We start from the raw sequence: 25,292 nt of genomic DNA on the forward strand, positions 1-25,292 counted from the left end.
GATGCGGCTATTACCGTGCCGGTATGCGGGTGGCGATGATGACTCGGGAGTATCCGCCGGAGGTGTACGGCGGCGCAGGGGTACACGTAACCGAGCTCGTCGCGCAACTGCGCAACCTGTGCCAGGTTGACGTGCATTGCATCGGCGCCCCCCGCGCGGGCGCGTTCGCCTACCAGCCCGACACACAGCTGCGCGGCGCGAACCCGGCGCTGTCGACGTTGTCGTGCGATCTGACGATGGCCAATGCCGCCGCCGAGGCCAGCGTGGTCCACACCCACACCTGGTACACCGGGTTGGCCGGGCGGCTGGCCGCATTGCTTTACGACATCCCGCATGTGTTGACCGCCCACTCGCTGGAGCCGTTGCGGCCGTGGAAGGCAGAACAGCTCGGCGGCGGCTACGGGATCTCGTCGTGGGCGGAACAGAGCGCAGTGATGGCCGCGGACGCCGTTATCGCCGTCAGCTCGGGTATGCGCGACGACGTCCTGCGGGTCTACCCGACGCTGGATCCCAGCCGGGTGCACGTCGTGCGCAGCGGAATCGACACCGAGGTGTGGCACCCGGCCGAGCAGTTGGCGACCCTCCCAGCGGATTCCGTGCTTGCCGACCTCGGCGTCGATTATCACCGGCCGATAGTGGCGTTCGTCGGGCGAATCACCCGGCAAAAAGGCCTCGCCCATCTACTGGAGGCCGCACACAGATTCGACCCCGACGTGCAACTGGTGCTGTGCGCCGGAGCGCCCGATACACCGGAAATTGCCGCCGAGGTGTCTGCCGGGATAGCCGACCTGGTCCGCGAGCGCTTCGGCGTGTTCTGGGTGAGAGAAATGCTGCCCATCGGGAAGATACGCGAGATACTTTCGGCTGCAACGGTTTTCGTATGCCCGTCAGTGTACGAGCCGTTGGGCATCGTCAACCTCGAAGCGATGGCGTGTAGCACCGCGGTGGTGGCTTCCGATGTCGGCGGCATTCCCGAGGTGGTCGCCGACGGGGTGACGGGTTCGCTGGTGCACTACGCACCCGACGATGCCGTCGGTTATCGGAGCAGACTCGCCGAGGCGGTCAACGCCCTGATCGCCGATCCCGAAAAGGCGAAGCGCTACGGGAAAGCGGGCCGGCAGCGCTGCATCGCGGAATTCTCCTGGCCTCGCATTGCAGAACAAACGCTGGAGATCTACCGGAAGCTGGTTTAGCTGGTGACGCCTTTGAGTTCGTCGCCCAGCGCAGCGGCTTCGTCGGGTGTCAGTTCGACGACGAGTCGACCACCGCCCTCCAACGGTACCCGCATCACGATGCCGCGCCCCTCCTTGGTCGCTTCCAGTGGACCGTCTCCGGTCCGGGGCTTCATCGCCGCCATCGAGTGCTCCCTCCGGGTTCGAGGTGGCCCGTCGTCACGGACCGGGTACGCTCCGGGCATGCCCCGCCAGTGGAATTCCAGCCATCCCCGGCATTGAACTGCAAATTCACCCCCCCATTGTCCCCTATGCGGCCCGGCGGCTGTACACGACCTCCGGATCGGCGTTTCATCGAGGCCTCGAGGGCACCCAGCAGGTTCGCAGGTGATCGTCGACCATCCCGGTCGCCTGCATCAACGCGTACGCGGTCGTCGGTCCGACAAAGCGAAAGCCGCGCCGCTTCAGCTCGCGTGCCATGGCGGTGGATTCCGCAGTGACCGCAGGGACTCCTGCGGCGTCCGCGGGCCGGGGCCGCGGCGGCGGTGCGAACGACCACAGCAACCCGGAGAGGTCGTCCGGAGACTTTAGGTCGGCGGCGGCACGCGCGTTGGCGATGGTCGCCTCGATCTTGGCGCGGTTGCGGACGATTCCCGGGTCGGCCAGCAGCCTGGCCACATCGGCGTCGGTGTAGCGGGCGACCGTCTCGATGTCGAAGCCGCCGAAGGCATGCCGGAAATTTTCCCGCTTACGCAGGATGGTCAACCAGGAAAGGCCGCTTTGAAAGGCCTCCAGGCTCAACCGCTCGAACAGCGGCACCCGACCCCGCAACGGCTGGCCCCATTCCCGGTCGTGATAGTCGCGGTAGAGCGCGAAGTCCGGGCCCGGCCGAGTTTCCGCCCAGTCACAGCGGATCAGGCCGTTGTCGTCCACCGCGGTCATGTCGGCTCCTGGTCGTCGGCCACGTCGGCGGCGACATCTGGATCGTCGGGGCCGTCGCCAGCCGCGGCGGCGTGCACCGACGAGAGTTGACCGCGCAGCAAGTCGAGCTCCTGCCCGAGCCTGTCCAGCACCCAGTCCACCTCACCGGTCTTGTAGCCGCGCAGCGTCTGAGTGAACTTGACCGCCTCGACGTCGGCGCGGGTGACGCCGGAGGCCGGCAGCACTGTGGGCGTCGTCCCCCTGGGCAGCGGCGGCAGTGGCTCGCCGCGGCCGAACAGCAAACTGACCACACCGAACAGCACGATCGCGAGCAAGACCAGCACCACCACGTAGAGCAACACCAAAGCCACGTGACCGATATTGCCTTATCAGTTCGGTGGCGACCCGCTGCGCCCGTCGCGCGGAGGCCGGAGCGCGTTCATCGGCGGGCGATCGGTCAACGAGACCGTCGAGGTGCGCGGGGTGTAGCCCATACCGTCTGGGCCGTCGACGAAGAACTGGGTCAGCCCCACTCCGGAGTCGGCGATGCCGCAGCGCGATAGCAGGGTCGCCACGACCTGGCGGCTCATCGGGCCCAACTCGGCCAGCGGCCGGTTGCGGTGTGCCCGCACACCGAGGTTGACCTGCGCGATCGCGTCCAAGCCCAACCGGTCATAGGTGTCGACCAGCAGGCCGATTTCGACGCCATAACCGGGGGCGAACGGCAGCGCCGTCAGCAGTTCGCGGGTGGCCGCGTATTCGCCGCCCAGCGGCTGGAGCACACAGCCCAGCTCCGGTCGCAGCGCCGCGAGCAGCGGCCGCGCCACCAGCTCGGTGACCCGGCCACCGCCGGTGGCGCCTTCGCGGCCACTGGCGTCGCCGACGTTGAGCGGTCGCCGGTAAAAACTCTTGACCAGGTGAACGCCGTCCTCGGTGAGCAGCGGCCCGAGCAGCCGCGGCACGAACATCGGGTGCGGGTCGATCAGGTCGGAGTCGACGAACACCACGATGTCGCCGTCGGTGGCCGCCAGTGAGCGCCACAGCACCTCCCCCTTGCCGGGCCGCGGCGGGATGTGCGGCAACGCTTGTTCTCGGGTGATGACGCGCGCGCCCGCGGCGATCGCTCGGATCTCGGTGTCGTCGGTGGAGCCCGAATCGAGCACGATCAGCTCATCGACCAGCCCGCCGACCAGCGGCGAGATGCTTTCGATCACCGATTCGACGGTGTCTTCCTCATTGAGGGCAGGCAGCACCACCGAGATGGTTCGGCCGGCCGCTTTGGCTTTGGCCATCACCAACTCCTCGACCGTCCAGTGCGGACGGGTCCAGCTGCGGTCGGCCAGCCAGACGTCGCCGGGCAGCGCGGTCAAGGCCCCCTCGGCGGCGAGATCGACGAGCTCTGATGCCGTCATGCCAGTCCTCTCACCGTGCGCGTCGGCCGTCGCTGCCCCGTGATCGACGCCACCATTTCCAGCGCCCGCCGGGTAGGCCCGACGTCGTGCACCCGGAACATCCGCACTCCGGCGGCCGCCGCGAGCGCGGTGGCCGCCAGAGTCCCCTCGAGCCGTTCGGTCAGATCCACGCCCAGAGTCTCCCCGACGAAGTCTTTGTTGCTCAACGCCATCAACACCGGCCAGCCGGTGTTGACAAGATCTTCGATGTGACGCAACAGCGTCAGGCCGTGGAAAGTGTTCTTGCCGAAGTCATGGGTCGGGTCGATCAGCACGCGGTCACGGGCCACCCCGGCGGCCACCGCCTGCTCGGCGGCAGCGGTGACTTCGCGGATCACGTCGTCCACCACGCCGCGGGTGCTCGTCCCATAGCTGACCCGGAACGGCCGGGTACGTGGCGGCAAACCCCCGGTGTGCGAACACACCAGCCCCGCTTCGAACTCCACAGCCACCTCGGGCATCGCGGGGTCGAAACCGCCCCAGGTGTCATTGATCAGGTCCACGCCCGCCCGGCAGGCCTGCCGGGCAACCTCGGAGCGCCACGTGTCGACGCTGATCAGTTGGTCGGGGTAGGTATCGCGCAGCCATTCGATGAACGGCACCACCCGAGCGACCTCGGTTTGGGTGTCGATGCTCTCCCCCGGGCCCGCCTTGACGCCGCCCACGTCGACGACGTCGGCGCCCTCGGCAACGACGCGGTGCGCAGCGTCGCGGGCTGCGTCATTGCCGAACGTGGCACCGCGGTCAAAAAACGAATCCGGCGTGCGGTTGATGATCGCCATGATCAGCGGGCGGTCACTGGCTACTCGGCGACCGCACAGGGTGGAGCGCACCCGTCCATGGTGCCCGTCTTGGTGATCGAGACTGCGCCCAGGTCGGCCTATCTCACGGTTTCGCGCCGGGTGCGCAGTGTCGATGCCGCCAGCGCAGTCTCGCCGGGCGGGCCGTCGACGCACGCTCAGCCTTGCGGTCGCTTACCGCCCGCGACCTCGTCCGGATACTCGTCGTAAAACGGCACATAGCCTTCCTCGCGGCCGGCCAACACATACAGCGGGTCGTCGATGCCGGGGCCGTAAGCCTGCTCGCGCAGGTCCACCTTGCGGCTCTTGAACGTGGTGGTGTGCTCCATCGACTCGACCACCCGCACGAACAGCGGCCTCGCGTATGCCGGCAGCTGGTCGTAGACGGTGTGGGCAATCGCCTTCCCGTCGAACTCGACACCGTCGCGCAGCTTGACCGCAGCCATCCCCGCGCGCCCGTCGGTGCCGGGAATCTCCACACCGAAAACAGCACATTCCTCGATAGACTTCTCGGCCGCCAGCGCCCGTTCTACTTGGGTAGTGGCGACGTTCTCGCCCTTCCAGCGGAAGGTGTCACCGAGCCGGTCGACGAAGGCGGCGTGGCCCATGCCCTGTGGGCTCATCACGTCACCGGTGTTGAACCAGCAGTCACCGTCACGAAAGGCGTTGCGCACCAACTTCTTTTCACTCGCACTGGGATCGGTGTAACCGTCAAACGGCTGCAGCCGGTTCACCGGGCTGAGTAACAGACCCGGCTCGCCGGCGGGCACCCGCTGCACCCGGCCATCGTCGCCGCGAAGCGGTTCGCCGGTGTCGGGATCGTAGTGTACGTAGGCCAACGGGATCGGCCCGATACCAGTCGATCTGGGCACGTTGAAGATGTTGATGAACGCGGTGTTGCCCTCACTGGCCGCGTAGAACTCGCAGACGCGCGCGATGCCGAACCGAGTGGTGAACTCGTCCCAGATCTCCGGACGCAACCCGTTGCCGGCAATCAACCGCACATTGTGGGCGCGGTCGGTCGGCTTGGCCGGCTGGTTGAGCAGGTAGCGGCAGATCTCGCCGATGTAGATGAATGCCGTTGCATCGCTTGCAATCACCTCGTCCCAAAACCGCGACGCCGAAAAGGACTTGCCCAGGGCCAGCGTTGCCCCCGAGTTGATCACCGCGCCGACCGCCACCGTCAGCGCGTTGTTGTGGTACAGCGGCAGACAGCTGTACAACGTGTCGGAACCTTTGAGCCGCAAGCCCAGTCCGCCGAACGCAGCCAAAGCTGACAACCACCGACGATGCGTCATCACGCTGGCCTTGGGATGGCCCGTGGTGCCCGAGGTGAAGATGAAGAACGCGGTGTCCTTGGCCAGCACCGCCGATGCCGACGCCGGGTTGGTGGTGGGCGCGGTGGCCGCCACGCGCTGCATCTCATCGACCGTCGTCGGTGCAACGCCGGACCCGCCGCATTCGTCTACCGGGTCGAGCAGGTCGGATTCCACGACAAGGACTTTGGCGTCCAGCAAGCCGAGGCTGTGCGCCAGCACCTCGCCGCGCTGGTGATAGTTGAGCATCCCGGCGACCGCGCCGCATTTGACCACGGCCAGCATCATCAGCACCGCATTCGGCGAGTTGCGCAGCATGACCCCGACGACGTCGCCGCGACCGACTCCACGCGCCGCCAGCGCCGCGGCGTAGCGGTTGGTGGTCGCATTGGCCTCGCGGTAGGTCAGCTCCTGCTCGCCGAACCGGATGAACACCCGGCCGCCGAAGCGGGCGGCACGTTCCTGGAACACTTTGCCGATCGACGTCTTGGAGGTCGGCCGGGCCAGCAGCCCGGTGAGCACGCCGCGGACTATCACCGGAACGTCGGTCAACACCCCGGGCATCCGGGTGGCGATATCGAGTAGCCCGACCGACGAACGAGCACCCGAGTCGTGGTCAGACACTGTTATCCCCTACTTTGCTGAACCGCAGTATGCGCGGCCAGCCTAGCTCGGCGACGATGCAGACCGCGGCAGCGGTCTGAGGAGGAGGCGGGCCTTCCGGCACAGCGTTAGCAGCGGGCATTCTTCACCCGCCGGCCACCTCGGAAGCTATCGATCATGTTTCGCCTCGCGGCGCGCCGCACCCTCGCGGAATTCACGCCGATCGACCGGCTCGCTGCGGTTGCCTCCGGAGCCATCGTCGGCCGGTCAGCTACCGCCAGCGACACATCATGGCTTACCGCATCCACGGCGCTGTTCTGCGTGCTCCTCATCCATACGGCAGTGGTGAGGCTGCGCTTCGTGCCCGGGATTGGGCGATTCATCGATCCGCCGATGAAAGTCCTGATCCGCGACGGACGGGTCGATTATCGAAGCCTTCGTCAATGCGGAATGACCCCCGACGACCTGGCGGCTGTGTTACGACAGCACGGGCGCCAAAGCGCTGACCGCGTTCGCCTCGCGATTTTCGAAACCAGAGGCGCGATCTCGATTCTGGACGCAGCCGATCAGTGACGACCGGCGCCTCTTGACGGCAGGCGGGGTCGGTCGCGGCTCCGCGACGTCAGCCGGGTGCGCAGGCCGCCAGTGCCGCAGCTACCTCGTCGACGACCACCAGCCGGTCCAGCGCGGCCTGCGCGACATAACCGCTGTCGACCAGGCAAGAGAGCCATGCGCGCAACCCGTCGAAGTGTCCGGCCGGGTCCAGCAGCACGACCGGTTTGTTGTGCGTGCCGAGATACCCGCCGGTCCAGACCTCAAACAGCTCCTCCAGCGTGCCGATGCCGCCGGGCAGCGTGATGAACGCGTCGGCGCGGTCCTCCATGATCTGTTTGCGCTCCCGCATGGTGTCGGTCACGATCAGCTCGTCGGCGTCGGTGTCGGCGACTTCGCGACGCACCAGCATCTTAGGGATGACGCCGACGGTCCATGCGCCGCGGGCCCGCGCGGCGGTGGCCAACGCGCCCATCGCGGAGACGTGCCCGCCACCCCAGACCAGCGTCCAGCCCCGCTCGGCGATCGCCTCGCCGAGCTCGGCGGCCAACGCCAAGAGCTCAGGATGGGTGGGCCCGGACGCGCAGTACACACAGACCGCCCACTGGCGATTGGAGGGCACAGTCGAGACCCTAGTAGACCGAGCAGACCGTCTTGACGCCGAGCGCATTTGGGCCTATTGGCACGCCTGGCGAGAACGCGAGCCAGTGCGCGCCATAAAATCCGGCGGCGCCGACTGGTTGGGTTGCCGCGCCGCCCGACGCCGCGCTGCAGCGGGTCGCGGCCGCGTTGGACGACCCCGAGCGGTCCGGCGTGGTGCTGGTCGGAGCCGACGGCGCCGGCAAGACGCTGCTCGCCCGTAGCGCCGCCGACAGGTTCGCAGCGGTTAAGCCGTCGACGGTCGTCCGCTGGGTGGTGGGCACTGCGACGGGACGGAGGGCGCCGTTCGGCGCGTTCGGTGATCTGCTCCAGATCACCGACGTCGCCGAGAGCGGCAGGCCCGCCGAGCTGCTGCGCGCGGCCCACGACTCACTGGTCGGCGATGGCAACGGCCGGCTGGATGAGGCCCGCGTGTTGGCGCAGCGCTACACCGACTTCGCCGAACTGCAGCAGCCCGGCCGCGCTATCGGCGAGACGTTGGTTGGCTACGTGGCGATCGCCCAGGGCGATTTCGGCGCAACGGTGACGCTGCTGAGCCGCGCCGCCGATCCGCTGGCCCGGACCGGCTATTCGTGGGGTCCGCTGTCGCTGTGGCTGCTCGCCCAGGCGCTGGGCCAGCATGGTGAACAACTCGAGGCCGCAAAGGTTTTCAGCCGCGCAGAGTCTCGCCACGGGCTGAAGTCGACATTGTTCGCGCCGGAGCTGGCACTGGCCAAGGCATGGTCGAGGGCGGCGCGCGGCGACACCACCGGCGCCATCGAAGCCGCCCGCGAAGCCGTGCAGGCCGCAGAACGCGGCGGTCAGTCGGCGATCGCGCTGCGCGCGCTGCAGGACGCCGCGCGACTCGGCGACACCCGGGCGGTGTTCAAGGCCGAACGCCTGTCGGTCGAGGTGGACTGCGTGTTGGGCAGGCTCACGCTGGCGCATGCGCGGGCGCTGGCCAACGGCGATGCCGCGGCGCTGGCCGATGTGGCTGCCGACTTGGCCGACCGCGGGCTGCATCCTGCGGCAGCAGACGCCTCCGCTCAGGCACAGCGCGGTCAGCTGCTCAGATAACTGCGCAGCGTGGCCGTCGTGGCGGTGATCTGCTCGGCGGAAACCCGCTCTTCGCGGGTGTGCGCCAGGTTGGGATCACCGGGCCCGTAGTTGACCGCGGGAATGCCTCTGGCGGCGAACCGCGCCACGTCGGTCCAGCCGTATTTCGCTCGCACCTGCCCGGCGGCGGCCTCGACCAGGGCCTTGGCGGCGGGCTTGGACAACCCGGGCAGCGCGCCGGCGGCCATATCGGTCTGCTCGATGCGCACGTCGAGTCCGTCGAACACCTCATGGACATGGCGCAGCGCGGAGTCCGGCGAGCGGTCGGGCGCGAAGCGGAAGTTCACCGTCAGCGACGCGGCGTCCGGAATGACGTTGCCGGCGATCCCGCCGTCGATGCGTACCGCCGACAATCCTTCGCGGTAGGCGCAGCCGTCGATCTCCACACTGCGGGGCCGGTAGGCCGCCAGCCGATCGAGCACCGCACCCAACTTGTGAATAGCGTTGTCGCCCAACCACGATCGTGCTGAGTGCGCCCGGATTCCGGTCGCGTGGATGACCACCCGAAGCGTGCCCTGACAGCCCGCCTCGATGAAGCCGCAGGTGGGCTCGCCCAGGATCGCCATGTCGGCCGACAGCCAGTCGGGCAAGTCCCGTTCGATGCGCCCCAAACCGTTTGCCGCTGACTCGATTTCCTCACAGTCGTACAGCACCAACGTGAGGTCGTGCGCGGGCGCTGCGACCGTGGCAGCCAGATGGAGGAAGACGGCGTCACCGGACTTCATGTCGCTGGTGCCGCAGCCGTGCAACACATCTCCGTCTCGGCGGCTCGGCAGGTTACCGGCTACCGGGACGGTGTCGAGATGCCCGGCCAGCAGCACCCGGGTCGGGCGGCCGAGGATCGTGCGCGCGAGCACGGCGTTGCCGTTGCGGATGATCTCGAACGCCGGTGCTTGAGACCGCAGCGCGGCTTCCGCCTCGTCGGCGATGCGCCTTTCGTGCCGCGATTCACTCGGTATGTCGACCAGAGCTGCAGTCAGCTCGATCGGGTCGCCGCGTAGGTCCAGCACGCGTTCACCATAGCCCGGCGAGCAGACGCGGAATCGCACGCACGAAGGCCGCGGAATGCGATTCTGTGTCTGGTGGCGACGGAATCCGCATCCAGTAGCGTAGGGCATGTGACGGCAGCTTCAGGTATTGGTGTGGCGACGTTGGCCGACAACGGGTCGGTCCTCGACACCTGGTTTCCCGCACCGGAATTGATCGGATCGGGCGAGACAGGCACGGTCCGGCTCTCGCTGGCCGAGGTTCCCGACGAGCTGGCGACGCTGGCCGGACGCGACGACGACCGCGGCACCCAAACCGTCGTGGTGCGCACGGTGATCGGCTCCCTGGACGCCAAGGCCGTCGACGCCTACGACGCCTACCTCCGACTGCATTTGCTCTCGCATCGACTGGTCGCGCCGCACGGGCTCAACGCCGACGGCCTCTTCGGGGTGCTGACCAACGTGGTGTGGACCAGCCGGGGGCCCTGCGCGGTCGAGGGTTTCGAGACGGTGCGGGCGCGGCTGCGCCGCCGCGGCCCGGTAGCCGTGTACGGCGTGGACAAGTTCCCCCGGATGGTCGACTACATCGTGCCGAGCGGGGTCCGTATCGCCGACGCCGACCGGGTGCGACTGGGCGCGCATCTGGCGTCGGGCACGACGGTGATGCACGAGGGCTTCGTCAACTTCAACGCGGGCACACTGGGCGCCTCGATGGTGGAAGGCCGTATCTCGGCGGGCGTCGTCGTCGGCGACGGCTCCGACATCGGAGGCGGCGCATCGATCATGGGCACCCTGTCCGGCGGTGGCAACGAGGTGATTTCGATCGGCAAGCGTTGCCTGCTCGGCGCCAACGCCGGAGTGGGAATCCCACTGGGCGACGACTGCGTGGTCGAAGCCGGCCTCTACGTCACGGCGGGCACCAAAGTCGGTATGCCCGACGGGAATTCGGTCAAGGCCCGCGAACTCTCCGGCGGCAGCAACATGCTGTTCCGCCGCAACTCGGTGACGGGCGCGGTGGAGGTGGTGTCCCGCGTCGGTCACGGCATCGCGCTCAACGAGGACTTGCACGCGAACTGATCACGCGACGCGGCGGCGGCGGCGCGTCGCGTGTGCCAACCCGACAAGCAATCTGCTGGCTCGGGTTACGGGCCTCGGCGCGTCGTCGTCGACCGAGCAGTTGAACGGAGCGCGACTCTATAGCTGCACTGTAGTTCACTAAACTGCACTTCTTTAGCGATTTAGGGACGTCGATTGTGCCTTGGCGCAGCGCGTCTACCGATCCGGGTTATTGTCTACCGATGGAGGACTGCGATAAGGATCCGGCAGTGGTGCTTCCTTATCTTGTGGGCCGATCCCTTGCCGCCACCGAGGTGTACGAGGCGTTCGGCTACCGCAAGTCGGCCTACTACAAGGCGGTTCGCGAGGGCAGGTTGGTCACCGCCGACAATCTGATCCGCGCAGCTAAGCACCTGGGTTTGAACCCGATTGACCTGCTCGTCCGGTTCGGCCTGATCCAGCCCGAGACGATCACCGAATACCTGGCATCACCACGCGCGCTGCCAAGACTGCGCGACCTGCGCCCCGACCCGAGCAAACCGCCCGTCTGACCGGAGCAGAGGAGGCGGTTGCGCGGTGCTGCTCATGTCGCCATGGGCATCGGCCACCCTGGGGCCGCCGCTGCACGCCGTCTTTCGGCGATGGAATGTCGAAGACCTACTCGGTCACATCTGCCTGATCGTCGCGGCGACAGCGATAATCCACCACGGGCTGGCCCGGCTCGACGACGAACGCCGAATCACCTACCGCCGTCGGGCAATTGGCGGCTGACCGGCACTGCTGCGCCGCCAGCACCTCGGGCGGACTGCAAAGCTGTTCCCTTGGTTTCGGGAAGTAGGTAGGTGCATACCAAGCTGGCCAAGGCGAGGACGACCAGCAGGGGGCCGACGGCCCAGCTGCCATAGGTTGCCTGCAGCGTTCCGGCGATCAACGGCGGCAACGCGCCGCCAAGGACGCCGGCGAGGTTGACCGCCAGCGCCGATCCGCTGTAGCGGTAGCGGGTGGCGAACAGCTCGGGAATGAAGGCGCCCGTCGGTCCGGAACCAATCGCGGCGATCGCGAACATGCCGACGATCGCGACCGCATATAGCGCGGGTTTGCCGGTGTCCATCAATGGCATCACCGCCGCCGCCCACGGCACGCATCCCGCCCAGCCCAGCAACATCATCCGGCGACGCCCGACTCGATCGCACAGACTTGCCGAGAGCGCGACGAACACGATGCTTGCCAACCCGCCCAGCGCACCGACGGCCCAGATGAAACTGCGGGTGTATCCGAGCTGGGAATGGGAGTACACGGTGAGATAGGTGTTTCCCATGTAGGCGAAGCCAAAGCCGCCCACGACGCTGCCTGCGGCCAACAGGATCTCTCGGCGTTGCAAGTGCAGCAACTCTGCGATCGGCGCCGCGGAAACGAGATTTCGGGCCTTTTCCTCGGCGAATACCGGCGTCTCGTCGATCCGCAGACGCACATACAAGGCGATACAGATCAGAGCAACGCTGATCAGGAACGGTATGCGCCACCCCCACTCCATGAAGGCGGGGCTGTTCTCGCCGATGCTGAAGTTCACGCCTAAAAACGTCAGGCTGGAAAGCACCCCCGCGGTGCCGCCGCCCAGCAGGGTGAACATGCCATACCTGCCGCGTGCGTCGGCTGGCGCGTGCTCGGCGCTCAGCAACGCCGAGCCTGCCCATTCGCCGCCGACAGCAAACCCTTGTAGGAGCCGCAGCGCAATGAGGATCAATGGGGCTGCGGTGCCGATGGTCGCCGTGCCGGGAACCACGCCCACTGACACCGTGGCGACGGCCATGAGCAACAGCGTGACGATCAGGGTCTTTTTCCGGCCCAGGCGATCCCCGAAATAGCCGAAGGTGGCCGCGCCGATCGGCCGAGATACAAAAGCACTCGCAAACGTGCCCAGCGACGCAACCGTGGCCAACGTCGGACTGAGGTGTGGGAAGAAGACGGTAGGAAACACCAGCGCCGCCGCGGTGCCGTAGATCAGGAAGTCGTAGAACTCGATTGCCGAGCCGACCAAACATGCCGCGGCAATTCGCCTCATCGGCGTGACGCTGGGCCGTTGCACCTTACCGACGGTAACGCAGGCCGTCGACGTCGCAGCTCAGCCGCGGGTGAGCAGCTCTTTCTTCAGCACCTTGCCCATCGCGTTGCGCGGCAGGCCATTCACGACCCGCACCTCGCGGGGTCGCTTGTGCACCGAAAGCTGTTGGGCAACATAGTCAATCAATTCCTGCGGTGCGGCGTCGCCGACGACGAACGCGACGATGCGCTGGCCCAGGTCTTCGTCGGGCAGCCCGACCACTGCCGCCTCCGCGACCCCGGGGTGGCCGAGCAGCGCCGTCTCGATTTCGCCGGCGCCGACCCGGTAGCCGCCGGATTTGATCAGGTCGACCGACTCGCGGCCGACAATGCGATGCATCCCCGCACTGTCGATGACGGCGACATCGCCGGTGCGATACCAGCCGTCGGTGTCGAATGCCTCAGCGGTGGCATCCGGCCGATTCAGATAGCCGTCGAACAGGGTAGGACCGCGAACCTGCAGCCGCCCAATCGTTTCCGCGTCGCGCGGCACGGGACCGCCGCCGTCGTCGACCAATCGAGTTTCGATGCCGGCCAGCGGCAGGCCCACCCAGCCCGGACGCCGCTCGCCGTCGGCGCGGGTCGACAACGTGATCAGCGACTCGGTGGTGCCGTAGCGTTCGACGGGCGGGTGCCCGGTGAGCCCTACCAACTGGTCGAAGACCGGCACCGGCAGACCGGCGCTGCCGGACACCAGCAGCCGCGCCGGCCGCAGTGCCTCGGCGGCCGCCGGGTCCGCCACCACCCGTGACCACACCGTCGGCACGCCGAAGTACAGCGTGCCCTTTGCTGCCGCGTAGGCTTCCGGCGTCGGTTTGCCGGTGTGTAAGAAGCGGTTTCCGACGCGCAGCGATCCGAGCAGACCCAACACCAGACCGTGCACGTGGAACAGCGGCAATCCGTGCACCAAGGTGTCCTCGGCGCTCCACTGCCACGCCTCGGCCAGCGCGTCCAGGTCGGCGGCGAGCGCCTGGCCGCTGAGCTGCACGCCTTTCGGCGGCCCGGTGGTGCCCGAGGTGTAGATGATCAGCGCGGTGTCGTGCGGGGACGGCTCGGGCTGGCGGTGCCAGGATCGGGCGTGTGTGCGCACCGGGATGTGCGCCAAGCCCTCCGGCTCGTCGGGCACCGGGCCGAGCCAGGCCTGCGCGCCGGAGTCGGTGAGGATGTGCCGGCGCTCGGCCTGCCCGACGTCGGCGGGCACCGGCACCACTGGCACACCGGCGATCAGGCACCCGGCGACAGCCAACGCGGTCGAGGCGGTCGGCGTGGCCAGCACCGCGATCCGGTCCGCGCCGCCGACCCGCTCGGCCACTGAAGTCGCGGCGCCGACGACATCGCTTCGGCTCAGCGTGACGTCGCCGATGCGGACGGCGTCGCCGAGATCGCGGCCACCGGTGATCGCGGCGGGATCCAGCGAGGTCAGCAGCACGGGTGCAGGCTACCCGGTGCCGGCGTCAGCTCGGTGGTTGGAACGCGACAGATCGGTGCATTGCACCAGTTCGTCCAGCGCAGCGGGGAGAAGCTCAACGATACCCCATAGGTCGGGGAGCACGTCAGAGCGAGAGATGATGCCGACACCCAGCTTCCCGTTGAGCGACATGACGGTGATGTTGAGGCCCGCGCCGGCGAGGATCGGACCGAGAGCATACATCGCGTTGACGGCGCAACCGAGGAAGTACATCTGGTGCTGTGGACCGGGAACGTTCGACAGGATCACGTTGTACAGGGAGCCGAGAGTCAGCGGGATGCGCGGCAGGATTCCCATAGCGGCGCCGAACATCATTTGGCCGGCGAGTTGGGTCCAGTCGTGCAGCGGGGTGGGTCCCAGCAGCTCGACGTGATCTTTCGCCGCGGCGTTTGCCACGTGCTCGAAACCGATCCGACCTACCGCACACTGCAGCAGCGGATCGGCCATTTCGCGGCCAACGAGATCGGCCGGCTGCTCAACCGGCTGGCCGGCGATCACGTTCGTGAGGTCGTGGCCGAGCGGCTGGACTCCCGCGGTGGCGGGCTGTCGCGGCGGATGAACCGGCTGTGCACGCGCACCGGCCGGCGCGTCCTCAAGGCCCGGCTGACGCGACTGACCGAACGACACGGCATCACCGCCACCGTGGTACCCGCACCGTATTCCGGCCAGCAGTGCTGCAGCTGTGGCTACCTGCACAACACCAACCGCAAGAGCCAGGCACGCTTCGTGTGCGGGTTTTGCGGCAAAGAGCTTCACGCGGACGTGAACGCGTCCAGGACCGTGGCGTCGAGACGTTCTCGACCACTACCGCACGGCACTGGTCCACGCTCGCGGGAGACCTGCCGACACCAGTCGCGGTCCACGGCATAGCAGGTGCCCGTGGACGCAGCCGCAAGGCTGCGTGACCTAAAATCCATGGAATGCCATGGAATTAGGAACTGTTCTACCAGACATTGGACGGAGCCGACGGCGACTGTGTGCTGCACCAGTTCTGGCCTGCTGCCGAATGACTGGGTGAAGGCTGGTTCGAGGATTCGCCAATGATCGCCCGCGGGCAAGACGAGCTGTCGACGCGCGGTGACAGCCTGCCGGGGCATGGCCCGCTGGCTCCCGAATCGAGGACCAATGGCCCTGCCGGTTGCCAGCGGCGCCGGAGAATCCTTGACGGTAGGCGAAGACCGGGAGGTCGAGAGATGTCTTCCACCGTGGTGGAAACCAAAGTCATCGAAAATGTGGTGTGGTCAGCGTGCCGCGCACCATCGCTGTACAACATCCAGCCTTGGCAGTGGGTGTTCGGCGGTGGCCAACTGCGGTTATTCCTTGATCCGAGCCGAGTGACGGACACCGACCAGTCTGCGCGAGAAGCGCTCATCGGTTGCGGCGCAGCTCTCGATCACCTTCGGGTAGCCGCCGCCGCGGCCGGATGGCGGGCGCACATCGATCGGTTTCCTATGCCCGACAGCCCCAACCATCTGGCGTCAATCGAATTCGCCCGGATGGATTGTGTGACTGACGAAGATCGGCGTCGCGCTGGCGCCATCTGGAAACGCCACACCGACCGGCTGCCTTTCAGCGCACCAACGGACTGGGAATCTTTCGAACCGCGCCTGAACAGCGCAGTCGACGCAGCAACTGTGCACCTAGACATCCTCCCCGGCGACGCGCGTCCCCGACTGCGGGAGGCGGCCCAGATCGCCGAATCGCTGCGGTTTTATGACGTTCCCTATAACAACGAACTACACTGGTGGACAGCGCCATTCGAGGCATCAGAAGGTATTCCCTACAGTGCCTTGGTTTCGGCAGCCGAGGGCGGCCGAGTCGGGATAGACCGGGCGTTCCCGGTCACCCATCAGCCGGAACGACGGGCCGAAATTCCCGAAGACCAAGGCCAGATCCTGGTGCTGTCCACCGACAACAGCGCTCGTGCCGACGCACTGGCATCCGGTGAAGCGCTCTCCGCGGTGTTGCTGGAATGCACGATGGCCGGCCTCGCCACCTGCCCGGTAACGCAGCTCACCGAGCTCTACGTCACCCGCGAACTGATCCAGTCGCTGTTGGATCACGACGCGGTACCGCAGGTCCTGGTCCGGGTGGGCGTGGTTCCGGTCACCGAAAAAAAGTCGCCTCCCACACCTCGGCGACCGCTCTCCGAAGTTCTACGGCTGAAAAGTTGACGGCTGCAACAAGTCGTCAGTTGGTCAGCGATGAGCGACAGTCTTTCTGAAGATTCTGGCGGGCAAGCCCACTGACGGTGAGGACGATGACTATGCACTGGGCGCTTTCGAACCGGACGGTTGATCGGCGTCGCGAACTACACGGTCTGCGATAGACCAGCGACCGCGGAGGTCGCTGCCGTCGTGGCCCACAATGATCACTTGCGCGGAGTAGAAACTGTTTTTCTTCGGCGGCTCGCTCAGATTGCCCGCGCGAACGGAATCCAGCACCTAGTGCTGTCGAGTAGCCCGGGGGAATCTGGACCGCGCAGCACGACCTGCGCTATGACCGCACCCCGCTCGGCGACCTGACCTCGCTGCGATTCCTCGATGCCGGCCAGTCCGCGATCATCCTCGGACCCTTGAACCATCTGGAGGGGAACGTCCCGCGCCACTACCGCAGCCCACCTCAGCCAGCCAAGCCGGAACCGCCAGTTTCCACCGTTGGCATGTCGCGCCAGCGGCGCCACACGTCGTGGCGTGGCACCGGGCGTTCCTCGATGTCGGCAAGGAGGTGCCCTGTTGGCGGATCCTCGGGTTGATCGGCCGAGCAGGTTCCGAACTCGTCCGCATCCTGCTCGGCGATCAACTGGCCGACGCACAGGGCTCACACGTGGAAAAGCTGCACACCCGATACTTCGTCGACTCAGCGCCAGCGCTTCGCGCTCTTCCCGGCGCGCGCGAGTTACTCGAGGCGATGGCCGAACTGGGCTGGCGAGCGGTGCTGGCGACCTCGGCCGGAGAGGAGGAGCTCTCCGTGTTGCGCGAGGCGCTCGACGCGGACGATCTGATCCGCGCGGTGACATCGGCAGCCGACGCCGAGCGAGCCAAACCGCATCCGGACGTCGTCGTCAGCGCGCTGCAACGCATCGACGCGGACCCAGCAGAAGCGGTCATGCTCGGCGACACCGTCTGGGATGTGCACGCGGGTCGACGCGCCGGTGTGCCCACCGCGGCGGTGCTGTCCGGCGGGATCGGGCGGGAGGCATTGGAAAACGCCGGCGCCGCCGCGATTTACGCCGGCCCGCTGGAGGTGCGGGCGCATCTGGAGGAGTTCAGCCAACTGCTTCGGCTGTAACCACTTTCGCGGCTTTTAGCCCAAGTGCGCCGACAGCAGCCAGGCCGGCACCGAGTGGAACAGTGTGCTGTCCACGATTGTGTCGAACCGGCCTTCGGAACCGGTCGGCCGGCTGGTGAAGTCAGTGACGTCGGCAACCTCGAACGAGGCGTTGGTCAAGCCACGCGTGGCCGACTCGGCCTTGGCCAACTCGATCGCGGTCGGCGAGCGCATCCGGCCCGACGGTGTTGTGCCCCAACGCCGCCAGATGCAGCGACAGCGCAGCCTCGCCGCAGCCGGCATCGAGCACGTCACCCTTGATTTGCCCTGGTCGATCTACGCGGCCAGCTCGGGTTGCGGCTCACCGAGACTCCACGGCGGTCGAGCACCCGCCCCGAACTGGGGGCTTCGCCGCGGTAGGCCGGATCGAAATCGCAATCGAAATCGAACTTCGGCGCGTTACTCATATCTGAGATCATGTCTGAGATATATCAACACCTCTGGTATATGCCAAGATCGTTGACATGAGCACCGCACGCGACGCGCCACTGGGGTACCTGTTGTATCAGGTGGTCGCCGCGCTGCGACCGGAAGTGGCTGCGGTGCTGAGCCCGCTCGGGCTGACACTGCCCGAATTCGTCTGTATGCGAATGCTTTCCATGAACCCGGGCATGTCCAGCGCCGAACTGTCCCGGAAAGGCAACGTCTCGCCGCAGGCAATGAACACCGTGCTGCACAGGCTAGAAAACGCCCAGGTGGTTACCAGGCCGGCGTCGGTGGCGTCCGGTCGCGCGCTACCGGCCTCGCTCACCAGCAGAGGCCGGGAGCTGCTGAAGCGCGCCGAAACCGCCGTGCGCAAAGCCGACGCCCGGGTCCTGGCCAAGCTGACCGCAGCCGAGCAGCGCGAGTTCAAGCGGATGTTGGCAACGCTCGGGTCCGACTAGCATCGTCACCAGGCGTCAGCGTCTTGAATGCGGGCCCACGGCCGCGCCTCTTCGAGTTCGTAGGCCAGCTCCAGAAGCCGGACTTCGGCGCCGATCGCCGCGGAGAACATCATGCCCACCGGCAACCCGTTGGCGGATGCAGCTAGCGGCAACGAGATGGCCGGCTCCCCCGTCACGTTGTGCACCGGCGTGTACGCGACCCACTCTTGCAGCCGGTCGATGACCTGCTGGTAGTCGGCCGTTGGGTCAAGGTAGCCGATCGGCGGGGTCTCGTCGGCCAGCGTCGGGGTCAGCACCGCGTCATACGTCCGCGCGAAGCGCGCGGTATGCCGCCGCGTGCCACGCAGGCGGATGAGCGCCAGCGGCATGCGGTGCATGTTGCGGCGAGCGAGCCGATCCAGGCCCAGGGTCAGGTTGTCCAGCCGACTGCGGTCGAAGCCGGCCGCACTTGAGCTGACGTGGATCTGGCCGAATGCCAGCAGCCCCCAGTACAACACGAAATCGGAGGCGAAACTGGTGGGCACCGGCGGCTTTTCGACATGGTCGACGCGATGGCCGAGTTCTTCGAGCAGCCCGGCGGTCTTCAGCGTGAGTTCGCGGACCTCGGCGCTGCACTCGCTCAATAGCGAGCGGGTGATGACCGCGATCCTCAACCGCTGCTTACCCGCGTGCTTCACGTCCCCTATTGGCGGCAGTTTCGGCGAACGCCAGATGCGTTCGGCTTCCCGAAAAAAGGCCGCGGTGTCGCGCACCGATCGGGTGACCACACCGTTGGCGACGACGCGAATCGGCATTCGGCTGACCGCCTTATCCAGCGGAAGCCGACCACGCGACGGCTTCAGGCCGACAAGACCGTTGCAGGACGCGGGAATTCGAATCGAGCCACCGCCGTCGTTGGCGTGCGCGATCGGTACCGCACCGGCCGCGACAAAGGCCGCGGAGCCCGACGACGACGCGCCCGCGGTGTAATCGGTATTCCACGGGTTGCGGACCGGCCCGAGTCGCGGGTGTTCGGCCGAAGCGCTGAACCCGTACTCCGACATCTGCGTTTTGCCCAGCGGCGTCATCCCGGTGGCCAGATATAGCTGCGCGAACTCGCCGTCGAGGTCGACCGGGCGCGGTGCCCACGCGTCGCTGCCCAGCATCGTCGGCAGCCCCGCGACGTCGACGTTGTCCTTGATGAAAGTCGGCACCCCGCGGAAAAAGCCGGCCCGAACGGGCGCGGCTGCCTGGGCGCGGGCCCGGTCGAATGTCGGATACGCCAAGCCGTTCACGACGGGGTTGACGGCCTCGGTGCGGGCGATCGCCGCCTCAACGACCTCGGCCGGGCCTACCCGACCGGTGGTGAGCGCATCGGCAAGACCGACCGCGTCGAGGTCGCCGAGGGCGTCGTCACCGAACGCATGTACGTGTCGCATCTGCGCTGATGCTACTGCTGGCCGACCTCGAAGCGGACGAATCGCGTGACGCTGACGCCGGCCTCGTCGAGCAGCGCCTTGACCGTCTTCTTGTTGTCGGACACCGACGGCTGCTCGAGCAACACGACGTCCTTGAAGAACCCGTTCAGCCGGCCCTCGACGATCTTGGGCAGCGCCTGTTCGGGTTTGCCCTCCGCGCGTGACGTTTCCTCGGCGATGCGGCGTTCGCTGGCCACCACGTCGTCAGGCACGTCGTCGCGGGACAAATACCGCGCCTTGAGCGCGGCGATCTGCAGCGCGACGGCATGTGCAGCGGCTGTGCTTGTGTCCGGGTTACCATCCGGACCGTATTCCACCAGCACGCCGACGGCCGGTGGCAGGTCGGCAGCCCGCTTATGCAGGTACGTCTCCACCGTGCCGTCGAAGTAGGCGACCCGGCGCAATTCGAGCTTCTCGCCGATCTTCGCCGACAGGCCGGCGATGGCCTGCTCAACGGTTTGAGTACCGGGGGCTCGGCCAATAGGAGATGCCTTGAGCGCTTCGACGTCGGCGGCCTTGGACTTGCCGGCCGCCGCGACGATCTCGTCGGCGAGTTTCTGGAACTCGGCGTTCTTGGCCACGAAGTCGGTTTCGCTGTTCAGCTCGATCAGCGCCCCGTCCTTGGCCGCGATCAGACCCTCGGCGGTGGCACGCTCGGCGCGCTTGCCGACATCCTTGGCACCCTTGATCCGCAGCGCCTCGACGGCCTTGTCGAAGTCGCCGTCGGTCTCGGCCAGCGCGTTCTTGCAGTCGAGCATGCCGGCACCGGTGAGCTCCCGGAGCCGTTTGACGTCGGCAGCGGTGAAGTTCGCCAATGGTCAGCCTTCCTGTGAGGGGTCGGTGGTTGGTTCGGTTGCGCCTCCGGCGGCGGGGGCTTCTGCCGAAGCGGCGGCGGGGGCTTCTGCCGAAGCGGCGGCGGGGGCTTCTGCCGAAGCGGTGGCCGAGGCCAGCAGCTCTTGCTCCCATTCGGCGAGCGGTTCGGCGACTTCTGCCTGGGGCTTGCCGTCGCCGCGACCAAGACCGGCACGCGCCTGCAGGCCCTCGGCCACCGCCGACGCGATCACCTTGGTCAGCAGGGCCGCCGAGCGGATGGCGTCGTCGTTGCCCGGGATCGGGTAGTCGACCAGGTCGGGGTCACAGTTGGTGTCGAGGATCGCGATCACCGGAATGCCCAGCTTGCGGGCCTCACCGACGGCGATGTGCTCCTTGTTGGTGTCGACGACCCAGACCGCCGACGGGACCTTCGCCATGTCGCGGATACCGCCCAGGCTGCGGTCCAGCTTGTTCTTCTCGCGGGTCAGCATCAGGATTTCTTTTTTGGTGCGGCCCTCGAACCCGCCGGTCTGCTCCATCGCTTCGAGTTCCTTGAGCCGCTGCAGGCGCTTGTGCACCGTGGAGAAGTTGGTCAGCATGCCACCGAGCCAACGCTGGTTCACATACGGCATGCCGACGCGGGTCGCCTCGGCGGCAACGGCTTCCTGCGCCTGCTTCTTGGTGCCGACGAATAGCACCGAACCGCCGTGGGCGACGGTCTCTTTGACGAATTCGTACGCCTTGTCGATGAAGGTCAGCGTCTGCTGCAAGTCGATGATGTAGATGCCGTTGCGGTCGGTGAAGATGAACCGCTTCATCTTGGGGTTCCAGCGACGGGTCTGATGCCCGAAGTGGGTGCCGCTGTCAAGCAGCTGCTTCATGGTTACTACGGCCATGCTTGTGCCTTAACTGTGTCGGTTGTCGCCCGGCGTCGGGTGAGGACGGGCCCTGGTGTCTGCGGGATACCGGACCCGTCTTGCGACAGGACCGCGCGGCATCCGTTCGGCTGCAGACACGCGAAGTCAGCCCGTTGGTACAGGCTGCGCAGAGCAGTCTACACGCTGGTAGCAGGTGCTTTGTCCACAGGGCTGGCTGGCTGGGTTGCGCAGAACGCGCTGAACTGTGGCGATGCGGCGCGCCACTGTGCTACTGGTGATCGGCGCAGTGGCTTGCGCCGCCCCTGTCCGCGGCGACGACGCCCACCTGGACTGGCCTTTACGGCCACCACCTGCGGTGGCCCGGGTGTTCGACGCGCCCTCACCCGATTGGCAGCGCGGGCATCGGGGGGTGGACCTGGCTGGTCGCGCGGGGCAACCGGTATACGCCGCGCGCGACGGGACGGTGGTGTACGCCGGGACGCTGGCCGGCCGGCCGGTGGTGTCGATCGCTCATCCCGGCGGGTTGCACACCAGCTATGAGCCGGTGCACGCCGCCGTCCGGGTCGGGCAGCGGGTGACCGCTGAGACGGTGATCGGCGAATTGGCCAGCGGGCACCCGGGCTGTGCGGCCGAGGCGTGCCTGCACTGGGGCGCGATGTGGGGTTCGGCGTCACGCGCCGACTACGTCGACCCGCTGGGATTGCTGGCCTCGACGCCGGTGCGGCTCAAGCCGCTGCGCGGCTAGCGCGAGCAGCCCCCTAGGCCCGCGGGTGGGCCTGGTCGTGCACCTTGCGTAGCCGGGCAACCGTGACGTGGGTGTAGAGCTGGGTGGTGGCCAGGCTGGAATGGCCGAGCAACTCCTGCACAACGCGCAGGTCAGCCCCGCCTTCGAGCAGGTGGGTGGCCGCGCTGTGTCGCAGCCCGTGCGGCCCCATGTCGGGTGCGCCGTCCACTGCGGCGACGGTCTGGTGCACGACGGTGCGGGCCTGGCGCACGTCGAGCCGCCGACCGCGCGCGCCCAGCAGCAGCGCCGGCCCGGAGCCGGCGGTGGCCAGCGCGGGCCGCCCGTCGGCCAGCCAGGCGCTCAACGCTTCGGCAGCCGGTTCCCCGAACGGCGCCGTGCGCTGCTTGTCGCCCTTACCCAACACGCGCAGCACCCGATGCCCGGTGTCGACGTCGTCGATGTCCAGGCCGCAGAGCTCGCTGACCCGGATGCCGGTCGCATACAACAACTCCACGATCAGCCGGTCGCGCAGCGCGAGCGGATCACCTTGCTGGCAACCAGATTTCGCGGCTGACATGGCGGCAAGGGCCTGGTCTTGCCGCAACACCGCGGGCAGCGTGCGGCGGGTCTTCGGCAGCTGTAGTCGGGCAGCCGGGTCGTCGGTCAGCAGGCCCTGTCGCACCGCCCACGCGGTGAACGCCTTCACCGCCGAGGTGCGGCGCGCCAACGTGGTCCGGGCAGCGCCGGCGCCGGCGCCGGCGGCCAGCCAGGACCGCAGCACCGGCAGGCTCAGCCCACGCAGGCCGGTCCCGGGTGCGCGTCGGTCCAGGAAGTCGAACAACGACCGCAGATCGCCCAGGTAGGCACGACGGGTATGGGCCGAGCGGCCGCGCTGCAGCGCTAAGAAGTCGTCGAACTCCTCGAGAATCGCCTCCACTACCCCACCGTCGCAGACAGCGGCGGTCCGGCTCAGCTGACGCGCCGCACGGCGTCGGGAGTGAGATCGGCCAGTGATGCGTATCCGTCGACAGCCATGGTCAGGTCGGCTTCGGCCAGCAGCGCGCGCAGCACGTGCACGATGCCGTCGACGCCGCCTAACGCCAGACCGTAGGCATAGGGTCGCCCGATGCCTACGGCGGTCGCGCCGAGCGCGAGGGCTTTGACGACGTCGGCGCCGCTGCGGATGCCCGAGTCGAACAGCACCGGCAGCCCGTCGGCAGCCTCGACCACACCCGGCAGGCAGTCCAGCGCGGGCAAGCCGCCGTTGGCCTGCCGGCCGCCGTGATTGGAGCAGTAGATGCCGTCGACGCCGCCGTCTTTGGCGCGACGCGCATCGTCGGGGTCGCAGATGCCCTTGACGATCAGCGGCAGCCTGGTCAGCGAGCGCAGCCAGGGAAGGTCGTCCCAGGTCAGCGGGTTGCCGAAGACCTGCGCCCAGCGCAGCACGACGGCCTGCGGGTTCTCCTCGGGTGATGCCGGCAGGCTCGCACAAAACACCGGGTCGCTGGTGTAGTTGCTCAGGCAATGTCCGCGTAGCTGCGGGAAGTTCGCGGTGCTCAGGTCGCGGGGGCGCCAGCCGGGCACCCAGGTGTCGAGTGTGACGACGATGCCCTTGAAGCCGGCCGCCTCGGCGCGATGCACCAGGCTGGCGGCCAGGTCACGGTCGGTCGGCGTGTAGAGCTGGAAAAACCCTGGGGTGTCGCCGAACTCGGCGGCGACATCTTCGAGCGGGTCGGCCGTCAACGTCGACATCACCATTGGGACCCCGGTGCGGGCAGCGGCACAGGCGGTGGCCACGTCGCCGTGGCCGTCCTGGGCGCAGATGCCGATCACACCGATCGGCGCCATGAATATCGGCGATGGCAGCGTCAGCCCGAACAGCTCAACCGACAGGTCGCGTTCCTTGGCGCCGACGAACATCCGGGGCATCAGCCCCCATCGCTCGAACGCGGCGCAGTTGGCCCGCTGAGTGCGCTCGTCGCCGGCGCCGCCGGCGACATACGACCATACCCAGGGTGGCAGCGCCGCTGCGGCTTTGGCCTCCAGTTCGGCATAGGCCATCGGCAGCGACGGCACCACTCCGGAGAGGCCCTGCAGGTAGATCTCGAACTGGTAATCCGCAAATGCCATAGAAGTCAGAATGCCAGTCGGCGATCAGTCAGCTTCGCCAGCTGCCGCCTCGGCGGCCGCGAGTTCTTTTTTCCACTGCCGGAACGTCTCTTCGGTGCGGCCGCGCCGCCAGTAACCCGAGATCGACGCCCACTTCGGATCCACTTCGCGGTCTTTGCGGATATAGGGCCGAATGTTGTGCATGACCGCTTGCGCTTCACCGTGGACGAAGACGTGTACCTGCCCGGGAAGCCACCGGGCCGACTTGACCGCATCGATCAACGGCGCGTGGTCGCCGGCTCGATCCTCGCTGACCAGATCGGCTCGCCCGCCGCGGTAAATCCAATTGATCCCGACGCCCTCGGGTGCGGTCAGCGGGATTTCGTTCTCCGGTCCGGCGATCTCGATGAACGCCTGGCCAATGGCGTTGGGCGGCAGCGCTTCCAGCGCGACGCTGATGGCCGGCAAGGCAGTCTCGTCACCGGCCAGCAGGTGCCAGTCGGCAGCGGGATCCGGGCTGTAGGCGCCACTGGGACCCATCAGGCACACCGGCTGGCCGGGCTCGGCCGCCGCGGCCCACGGGCCGGCCGCGCCGTGCTCACCGTGCACGAGGATGTCGATGGCCAGCTCGCGGGCGACCGGGTCGGCACGCCGCACGGTCATGGTCCGCACCACCGGCTGCTTGGTGACAGGTAGGTCGGCGAAGCTATCCAGCGTCAAGGGTTGCGGCAGGCTCGCCACATCGACGTCGTCAGCGACGAATACCAGTTTGACGTAGGAGTCGGTGAACTTGCTGGCCTTGAAGGTGTCGAAACCGTTGCCGCCGAGAACAACCCGGACCATATGCGACGCGAGTTCTTCGCGGCGCACCACTTCGAAGGTATGCACTGGTCGACCGGCCACGCGATTCTCCCCTC

General features: G+C 67.4%; 27 protein-coding genes and 2 pseudogenes. 11 read left to right on the top strand and 18 right to left on the bottom strand.

Going from position 1 to position 25,292, the window contains the following annotated elements; genetic code table 11:
* The first annotated feature begins 23 nt into the window (after positions 1–23).
* On the top strand, positions 24–1,193 hold the full coding sequence (gene glgA / locus M5I08_RS15505) for a glycogen synthase (RefSeq protein WP_219066207.1): 1,170 nt from the start codon (positions 24–26) through the stop codon (positions 1,191–1,193).
* Here the strand turns inward: glgA and M5I08_RS15510 are convergent.
* The 6 genes from M5I08_RS15510 to fadD6 form a co-directional block, all read right to left on the bottom strand.
* Positions 1,190–1,357 (bottom strand): DUF3117 domain-containing protein, encoded by a 168-nt coding sequence (locus M5I08_RS15510; protein WP_003406247.1) that lies wholly within the window; start codon positions 1,355–1,357, stop codon positions 1,190–1,192. The two genes, glgA and M5I08_RS15510, sit on opposite strands and share 4 nt — an antisense overlap.
* A gap of 166 nt (positions 1,358–1,523) precedes the next feature.
* Positions 1,524–2,114, bottom strand: coding sequence for a DNA-3-methyladenine glycosylase I (locus M5I08_RS15515; RefSeq protein ID WP_370328491.1), 591 nt, complete (start codon positions 2,112–2,114; stop codon positions 1,524–1,526).
* Positions 2,111–2,464 (bottom strand): DivIVA domain-containing protein, encoded by a 354-nt coding sequence (locus tag M5I08_RS15520; protein WP_219066206.1) that lies wholly within the window; start codon positions 2,462–2,464, stop codon positions 2,111–2,113. Before M5I08_RS15520 ends, M5I08_RS15515 begins: the two co-directional genes overlap by 4 nt.
* An 18-nt stretch (positions 2,465–2,482) precedes the next feature.
* Positions 2,483–3,505 carry a glucosyl-3-phosphoglycerate synthase gene (locus tag M5I08_RS15525; RefSeq protein WP_219066205.1) on the bottom strand — a complete coding sequence of 341 codons (1,023 nt, stop codon included), beginning with the start codon at positions 3,503–3,505 and terminating at the stop codon, positions 2,483–2,485.
* Positions 3,502–4,326, bottom strand: a complete 825-nt coding sequence (gene folP / locus M5I08_RS15530; RefSeq protein ID WP_219066247.1) for a dihydropteroate synthase — start codon at positions 4,324–4,326, stop codon at positions 3,502–3,504. Before folP ends, M5I08_RS15525 begins: the two co-directional genes overlap by 4 nt.
* 176 nt (positions 4,327–4,502) lie before the next feature.
* Positions 4,503–6,224, bottom strand: coding sequence for a long-chain-acyl-CoA synthetase FadD6 (gene fadD6 / locus M5I08_RS15535; RefSeq protein ID WP_370328648.1), 1,722 nt, complete (start codon positions 6,222–6,224; stop codon positions 4,503–4,505).
* A 216-nt stretch (positions 6,225–6,440) separates the two neighbouring features.
* Here fadD6 and M5I08_RS15540 point away from each other — a divergent pair, with 216 nt between their 5' ends.
* Complete coding sequence (locus M5I08_RS15540; RefSeq protein ID WP_219066203.1) at positions 6,441–6,836, top strand: DUF421 domain-containing protein; 396 nt, start codon at positions 6,441–6,443, stop codon at positions 6,834–6,836.
* 49 nt (positions 6,837–6,885) lie between these two features.
* On the opposite strand, the gene log is transcribed toward M5I08_RS15540, so the two are convergent.
* On the bottom strand, positions 6,886–7,437 hold the full coding sequence (gene log, locus M5I08_RS15545) for a cytokinin riboside 5'-monophosphate phosphoribohydrolase (protein ID WP_370328492.1): 552 nt from the start codon (positions 7,435–7,437) through the stop codon (positions 6,886–6,888).
* Positions 7,438–7,604: 167 nt separating this feature from the next.
* Between log and M5I08_RS15550 the strand changes: the two genes are divergently transcribed.
* Positions 7,605–8,531, top strand: a complete 927-nt coding sequence (locus tag M5I08_RS15550; protein ID WP_219066201.1) for a hypothetical protein — start codon at positions 7,605–7,607, stop codon at positions 8,529–8,531.
* Here the strand turns inward: M5I08_RS15550 and dapE are convergent.
* Positions 8,516–9,580, bottom strand: a complete 1,065-nt coding sequence (gene dapE, locus M5I08_RS15555) for a succinyl-diaminopimelate desuccinylase (protein ID WP_219066200.1) — start codon at positions 9,578–9,580, stop codon at positions 8,516–8,518. The two genes, M5I08_RS15550 and dapE, sit on opposite strands and share 16 nt — an antisense overlap.
* A 108-nt stretch (positions 9,581–9,688) precedes the next feature.
* On the opposite strand from dapE, the gene dapD reads away from it, so the two are divergent.
* The 3 genes from dapD to M5I08_RS15570 all read left to right on the top strand — a co-directional run bounded on the left by dapD (position 9,689) and on the right by M5I08_RS15570 (position 11,383).
* Entirely contained in the window at positions 9,689–10,633 is a 945-nt protein-coding gene (gene dapD / locus M5I08_RS15560) for a 2,3,4,5-tetrahydropyridine-2,6-dicarboxylate N-succinyltransferase (RefSeq protein WP_219066199.1), read from the top strand.
* A 221-nt stretch (positions 10,634–10,854) separates the two neighbouring features.
* Positions 10,855–11,163, top strand: coding sequence for a hypothetical protein (locus M5I08_RS15565; RefSeq protein ID WP_219066198.1), 309 nt, complete (start codon positions 10,855–10,857; stop codon positions 11,161–11,163).
* Positions 11,164–11,188: 25 nt separating this feature from the next.
* Positions 11,189–11,383, top strand: coding sequence for a hypothetical protein (locus tag M5I08_RS15570; RefSeq protein ID WP_219066197.1), 195 nt, complete (start codon positions 11,189–11,191; stop codon positions 11,381–11,383).
* Here M5I08_RS15570 and M5I08_RS15575 read toward each other — a convergent pair.
* Genes M5I08_RS15575 through M5I08_RS15585 form a run of 3 tightly spaced genes read right to left on the bottom strand, consistent with a single transcriptional unit; the run spans position 11,352 to position 14,576 of the window.
* Positions 11,352–12,674 (bottom strand): MFS transporter, encoded by a 1,323-nt coding sequence (locus tag M5I08_RS15575; RefSeq protein WP_219066196.1) that lies wholly within the window; start codon positions 12,672–12,674, stop codon positions 11,352–11,354. The genes M5I08_RS15570 and M5I08_RS15575 overlap by 32 nt on opposite strands.
* Before the next feature lie 60 nt (positions 12,675–12,734).
* The gene (locus M5I08_RS15580; RefSeq protein WP_219066195.1) at positions 12,735–14,141 is read right to left on the bottom strand and encodes an acyl-CoA synthetase; all 1,407 of its coding nucleotides are present in this window, start codon (positions 14,139–14,141) and stop codon (positions 12,735–12,737) included.
* A gap of 9 nt (positions 14,142–14,150) precedes the next feature.
* A complete protein-coding gene (locus tag M5I08_RS15585; protein WP_249762814.1) occupies positions 14,151–14,576 on the bottom strand; it encodes a WS/DGAT domain-containing protein in 426 nt (141 codons plus the stop codon).
* Here M5I08_RS15585 and M5I08_RS15590 point away from each other — a divergent pair, their 5' ends adjacent.
* The 3 genes from M5I08_RS15590 (at position 14,577) to M5I08_RS15600 (ending at position 17,471) form a co-directional block, all read left to right on the top strand.
* Positions 14,577–15,050, top strand: coding sequence for a zinc ribbon domain-containing protein (locus M5I08_RS15590; protein ID WP_219066193.1), 474 nt, complete (start codon positions 14,577–14,579; stop codon positions 15,048–15,050). It begins immediately after the preceding gene.
* A 323-nt stretch (positions 15,051–15,373) separates the two neighbouring features.
* Positions 15,374–16,354 carry an Acg family FMN-binding oxidoreductase gene (locus M5I08_RS15595; protein WP_219066192.1) on the top strand — a complete coding sequence of 327 codons (981 nt, stop codon included), beginning with the start codon at positions 15,374–15,376 and terminating at the stop codon, positions 16,352–16,354.
* 514 nt (positions 16,355–16,868) lie between these two features.
* Positions 16,869–17,471 (top strand): HAD family hydrolase, encoded by a 603-nt coding sequence (locus M5I08_RS15600; RefSeq protein ID WP_249762815.1) that lies wholly within the window; start codon positions 16,869–16,871, stop codon positions 17,469–17,471.
* 24 nt (positions 17,472–17,495) lie between these two features.
* Here the strand turns inward: M5I08_RS15600 and M5I08_RS15605 are convergent.
* Positions 17,496–17,917: pseudogene (locus M5I08_RS15605) on the bottom strand (class I SAM-dependent methyltransferase); the annotation flags it as partial.
* A gap of 57 nt (positions 17,918–17,974) precedes the next feature.
* Here M5I08_RS15605 and M5I08_RS15610 point away from each other — a divergent pair.
* Positions 17,975–18,394: a MarR family winged helix-turn-helix transcriptional regulator gene (locus M5I08_RS15610; RefSeq protein WP_219066190.1), complete on the top strand. Its 420-nt coding sequence runs from the start codon at positions 17,975–17,977 to the stop codon at positions 18,392–18,394.
* 5 nt (positions 18,395–18,399) lie between these two features.
* Here M5I08_RS15610 and M5I08_RS15615 read toward each other — a convergent pair whose 3' ends face one another.
* The 3 genes from M5I08_RS15615 to rpsB are packed head-to-tail and all read right to left on the bottom strand — an operon-like array spanning position 18,400 to position 21,560.
* Positions 18,400–19,812 (bottom strand): amidase, encoded by a 1,413-nt coding sequence (locus M5I08_RS15615; RefSeq protein ID WP_219066189.1) that lies wholly within the window; start codon positions 19,810–19,812, stop codon positions 18,400–18,402.
* Positions 19,813–19,823: 11 nt separating this feature from the next.
* Positions 19,824–20,666 carry a translation elongation factor Ts gene (tsf, locus tag M5I08_RS15620; RefSeq protein ID WP_219066188.1) on the bottom strand — a complete coding sequence of 281 codons (843 nt, stop codon included), beginning with the start codon at positions 20,664–20,666 and terminating at the stop codon, positions 19,824–19,826.
* 3 nt (positions 20,667–20,669) lie between these two features.
* On the bottom strand, positions 20,670–21,560 hold the full coding sequence (gene rpsB, locus M5I08_RS15625) for a 30S ribosomal protein S2 (RefSeq protein ID WP_219066187.1): 891 nt from the start codon (positions 21,558–21,560) through the stop codon (positions 20,670–20,672).
* 274 nt (positions 21,561–21,834) lie between these two features.
* On the opposite strand from rpsB, the pseudogene M5I08_RS15630 reads away from it, so the two are divergent.
* Positions 21,835–22,278 (top strand): annotated as a pseudogene (locus tag M5I08_RS15630) (M23 family metallopeptidase); the annotation flags it as partial.
* 22 nt (positions 22,279–22,300) lie between these two features.
* Here the strand turns inward: M5I08_RS15630 and M5I08_RS15635 are convergent.
* Genes M5I08_RS15635 through M5I08_RS15645 form a run of 3 tightly spaced genes read right to left on the bottom strand, consistent with a single transcriptional unit; the run spans position 22,301 to position 25,278 of the window.
* On the bottom strand, positions 22,301–23,203 hold the full coding sequence (locus M5I08_RS15635) for a tyrosine recombinase XerC (protein WP_219066185.1): 903 nt from the start codon (positions 23,201–23,203) through the stop codon (positions 22,301–22,303).
* A 32-nt stretch (positions 23,204–23,235) separates the two neighbouring features.
* The gene (locus tag M5I08_RS15640; protein WP_219066184.1) at positions 23,236–24,396 is read right to left on the bottom strand and encodes an alpha-hydroxy-acid oxidizing protein; all 1,161 of its coding nucleotides are present in this window, start codon (positions 24,394–24,396) and stop codon (positions 23,236–23,238) included.
* A gap of 24 nt (positions 24,397–24,420) precedes the next feature.
* The gene (locus M5I08_RS15645; RefSeq protein ID WP_219066183.1) at positions 24,421–25,278 is read right to left on the bottom strand and encodes a siderophore-interacting protein; all 858 of its coding nucleotides are present in this window, start codon (positions 25,276–25,278) and stop codon (positions 24,421–24,423) included.
* Positions 25,279–25,292 lie beyond the last annotated feature (14 nt).

This window comes from Candidatus Mycobacterium methanotrophicum (genome assembly GCF_023515995.1).
In the GTDB taxonomy this organism is placed as follows: Bacteria; Actinomycetota; Actinomycetes; order Mycobacteriales; family Mycobacteriaceae; genus Mycobacterium; species Mycobacterium methanotrophicum.

Bases quoted from the DNA above. Each gene is read 5' to 3' on its own strand.
- M5I08_RS15640 (WP_219066184.1), bottom strand. From the start codon at position 24,396: ATGGCATTTGCGGATTACCAGTTCGAGATCTACCTGCAGGGCCTCTCC.
- M5I08_RS15540 (WP_219066203.1), top strand. From the start codon at position 6,441: ATGTTTCGCCTCGCGGCGCGCCGCACCCTCGCGGAATTCACGCCGATC.
- folP (WP_219066247.1), bottom strand. From the start codon at position 4,326: ATGGCGATCATCAACCGCACGCCGGATTCGTTTTTTGACCGCGGTGCC.
- M5I08_RS15610 (WP_219066190.1), top strand. From the start codon at position 17,975: ATGAGCACCGCACGCGACGCGCCACTGGGGTACCTGTTGTATCAGGTG.
- M5I08_RS15615 (WP_219066189.1), bottom strand. From the start codon at position 19,812: ATGCGACACGTACATGCGTTCGGTGACGACGCCCTCGGCGACCTCGAC.
- fadD6 (WP_370328648.1), bottom strand. From the start codon at position 6,224: ATGCCCGGGGTGTTGACCGACGTTCCGGTGATAGTCCGCGGCGTGCTC.
- glgA (WP_219066207.1), top strand. From the start codon at position 24: ATGCGGGTGGCGATGATGACTCGGGAGTATCCGCCGGAGGTGTACGGC.
- M5I08_RS15565 (WP_219066198.1), top strand. From the start codon at position 10,855: ATGGAGGACTGCGATAAGGATCCGGCAGTGGTGCTTCCTTATCTTGTG.
- M5I08_RS15525 (WP_219066205.1), bottom strand. From the start codon at position 3,505: ATGACGGCATCAGAGCTCGTCGATCTCGCCGCCGAGGGGGCCTTGACC.
- M5I08_RS15515 (WP_370328491.1), bottom strand. From the start codon at position 2,114: ATGACCGCGGTGGACGACAACGGCCTGATCCGCTGTGACTGGGCGGAA.
- M5I08_RS15510 (WP_003406247.1), bottom strand. From the start codon at position 1,357: ATGGCGGCGATGAAGCCCCGGACCGGAGACGGTCCACTGGAAGCGACC.
- rpsB (WP_219066187.1), bottom strand. From the start codon at position 21,560: ATGGCCGTAGTAACCATGAAGCAGCTGCTTGACAGCGGCACCCACTTC.
- M5I08_RS15595 (WP_219066192.1), top strand. From the start codon at position 15,374: ATGTCTTCCACCGTGGTGGAAACCAAAGTCATCGAAAATGTGGTGTGG.
- M5I08_RS15575 (WP_219066196.1), bottom strand. From the start codon at position 12,674: ATGAGGCGAATTGCCGCGGCATGTTTGGTCGGCTCGGCAATCGAGTTC.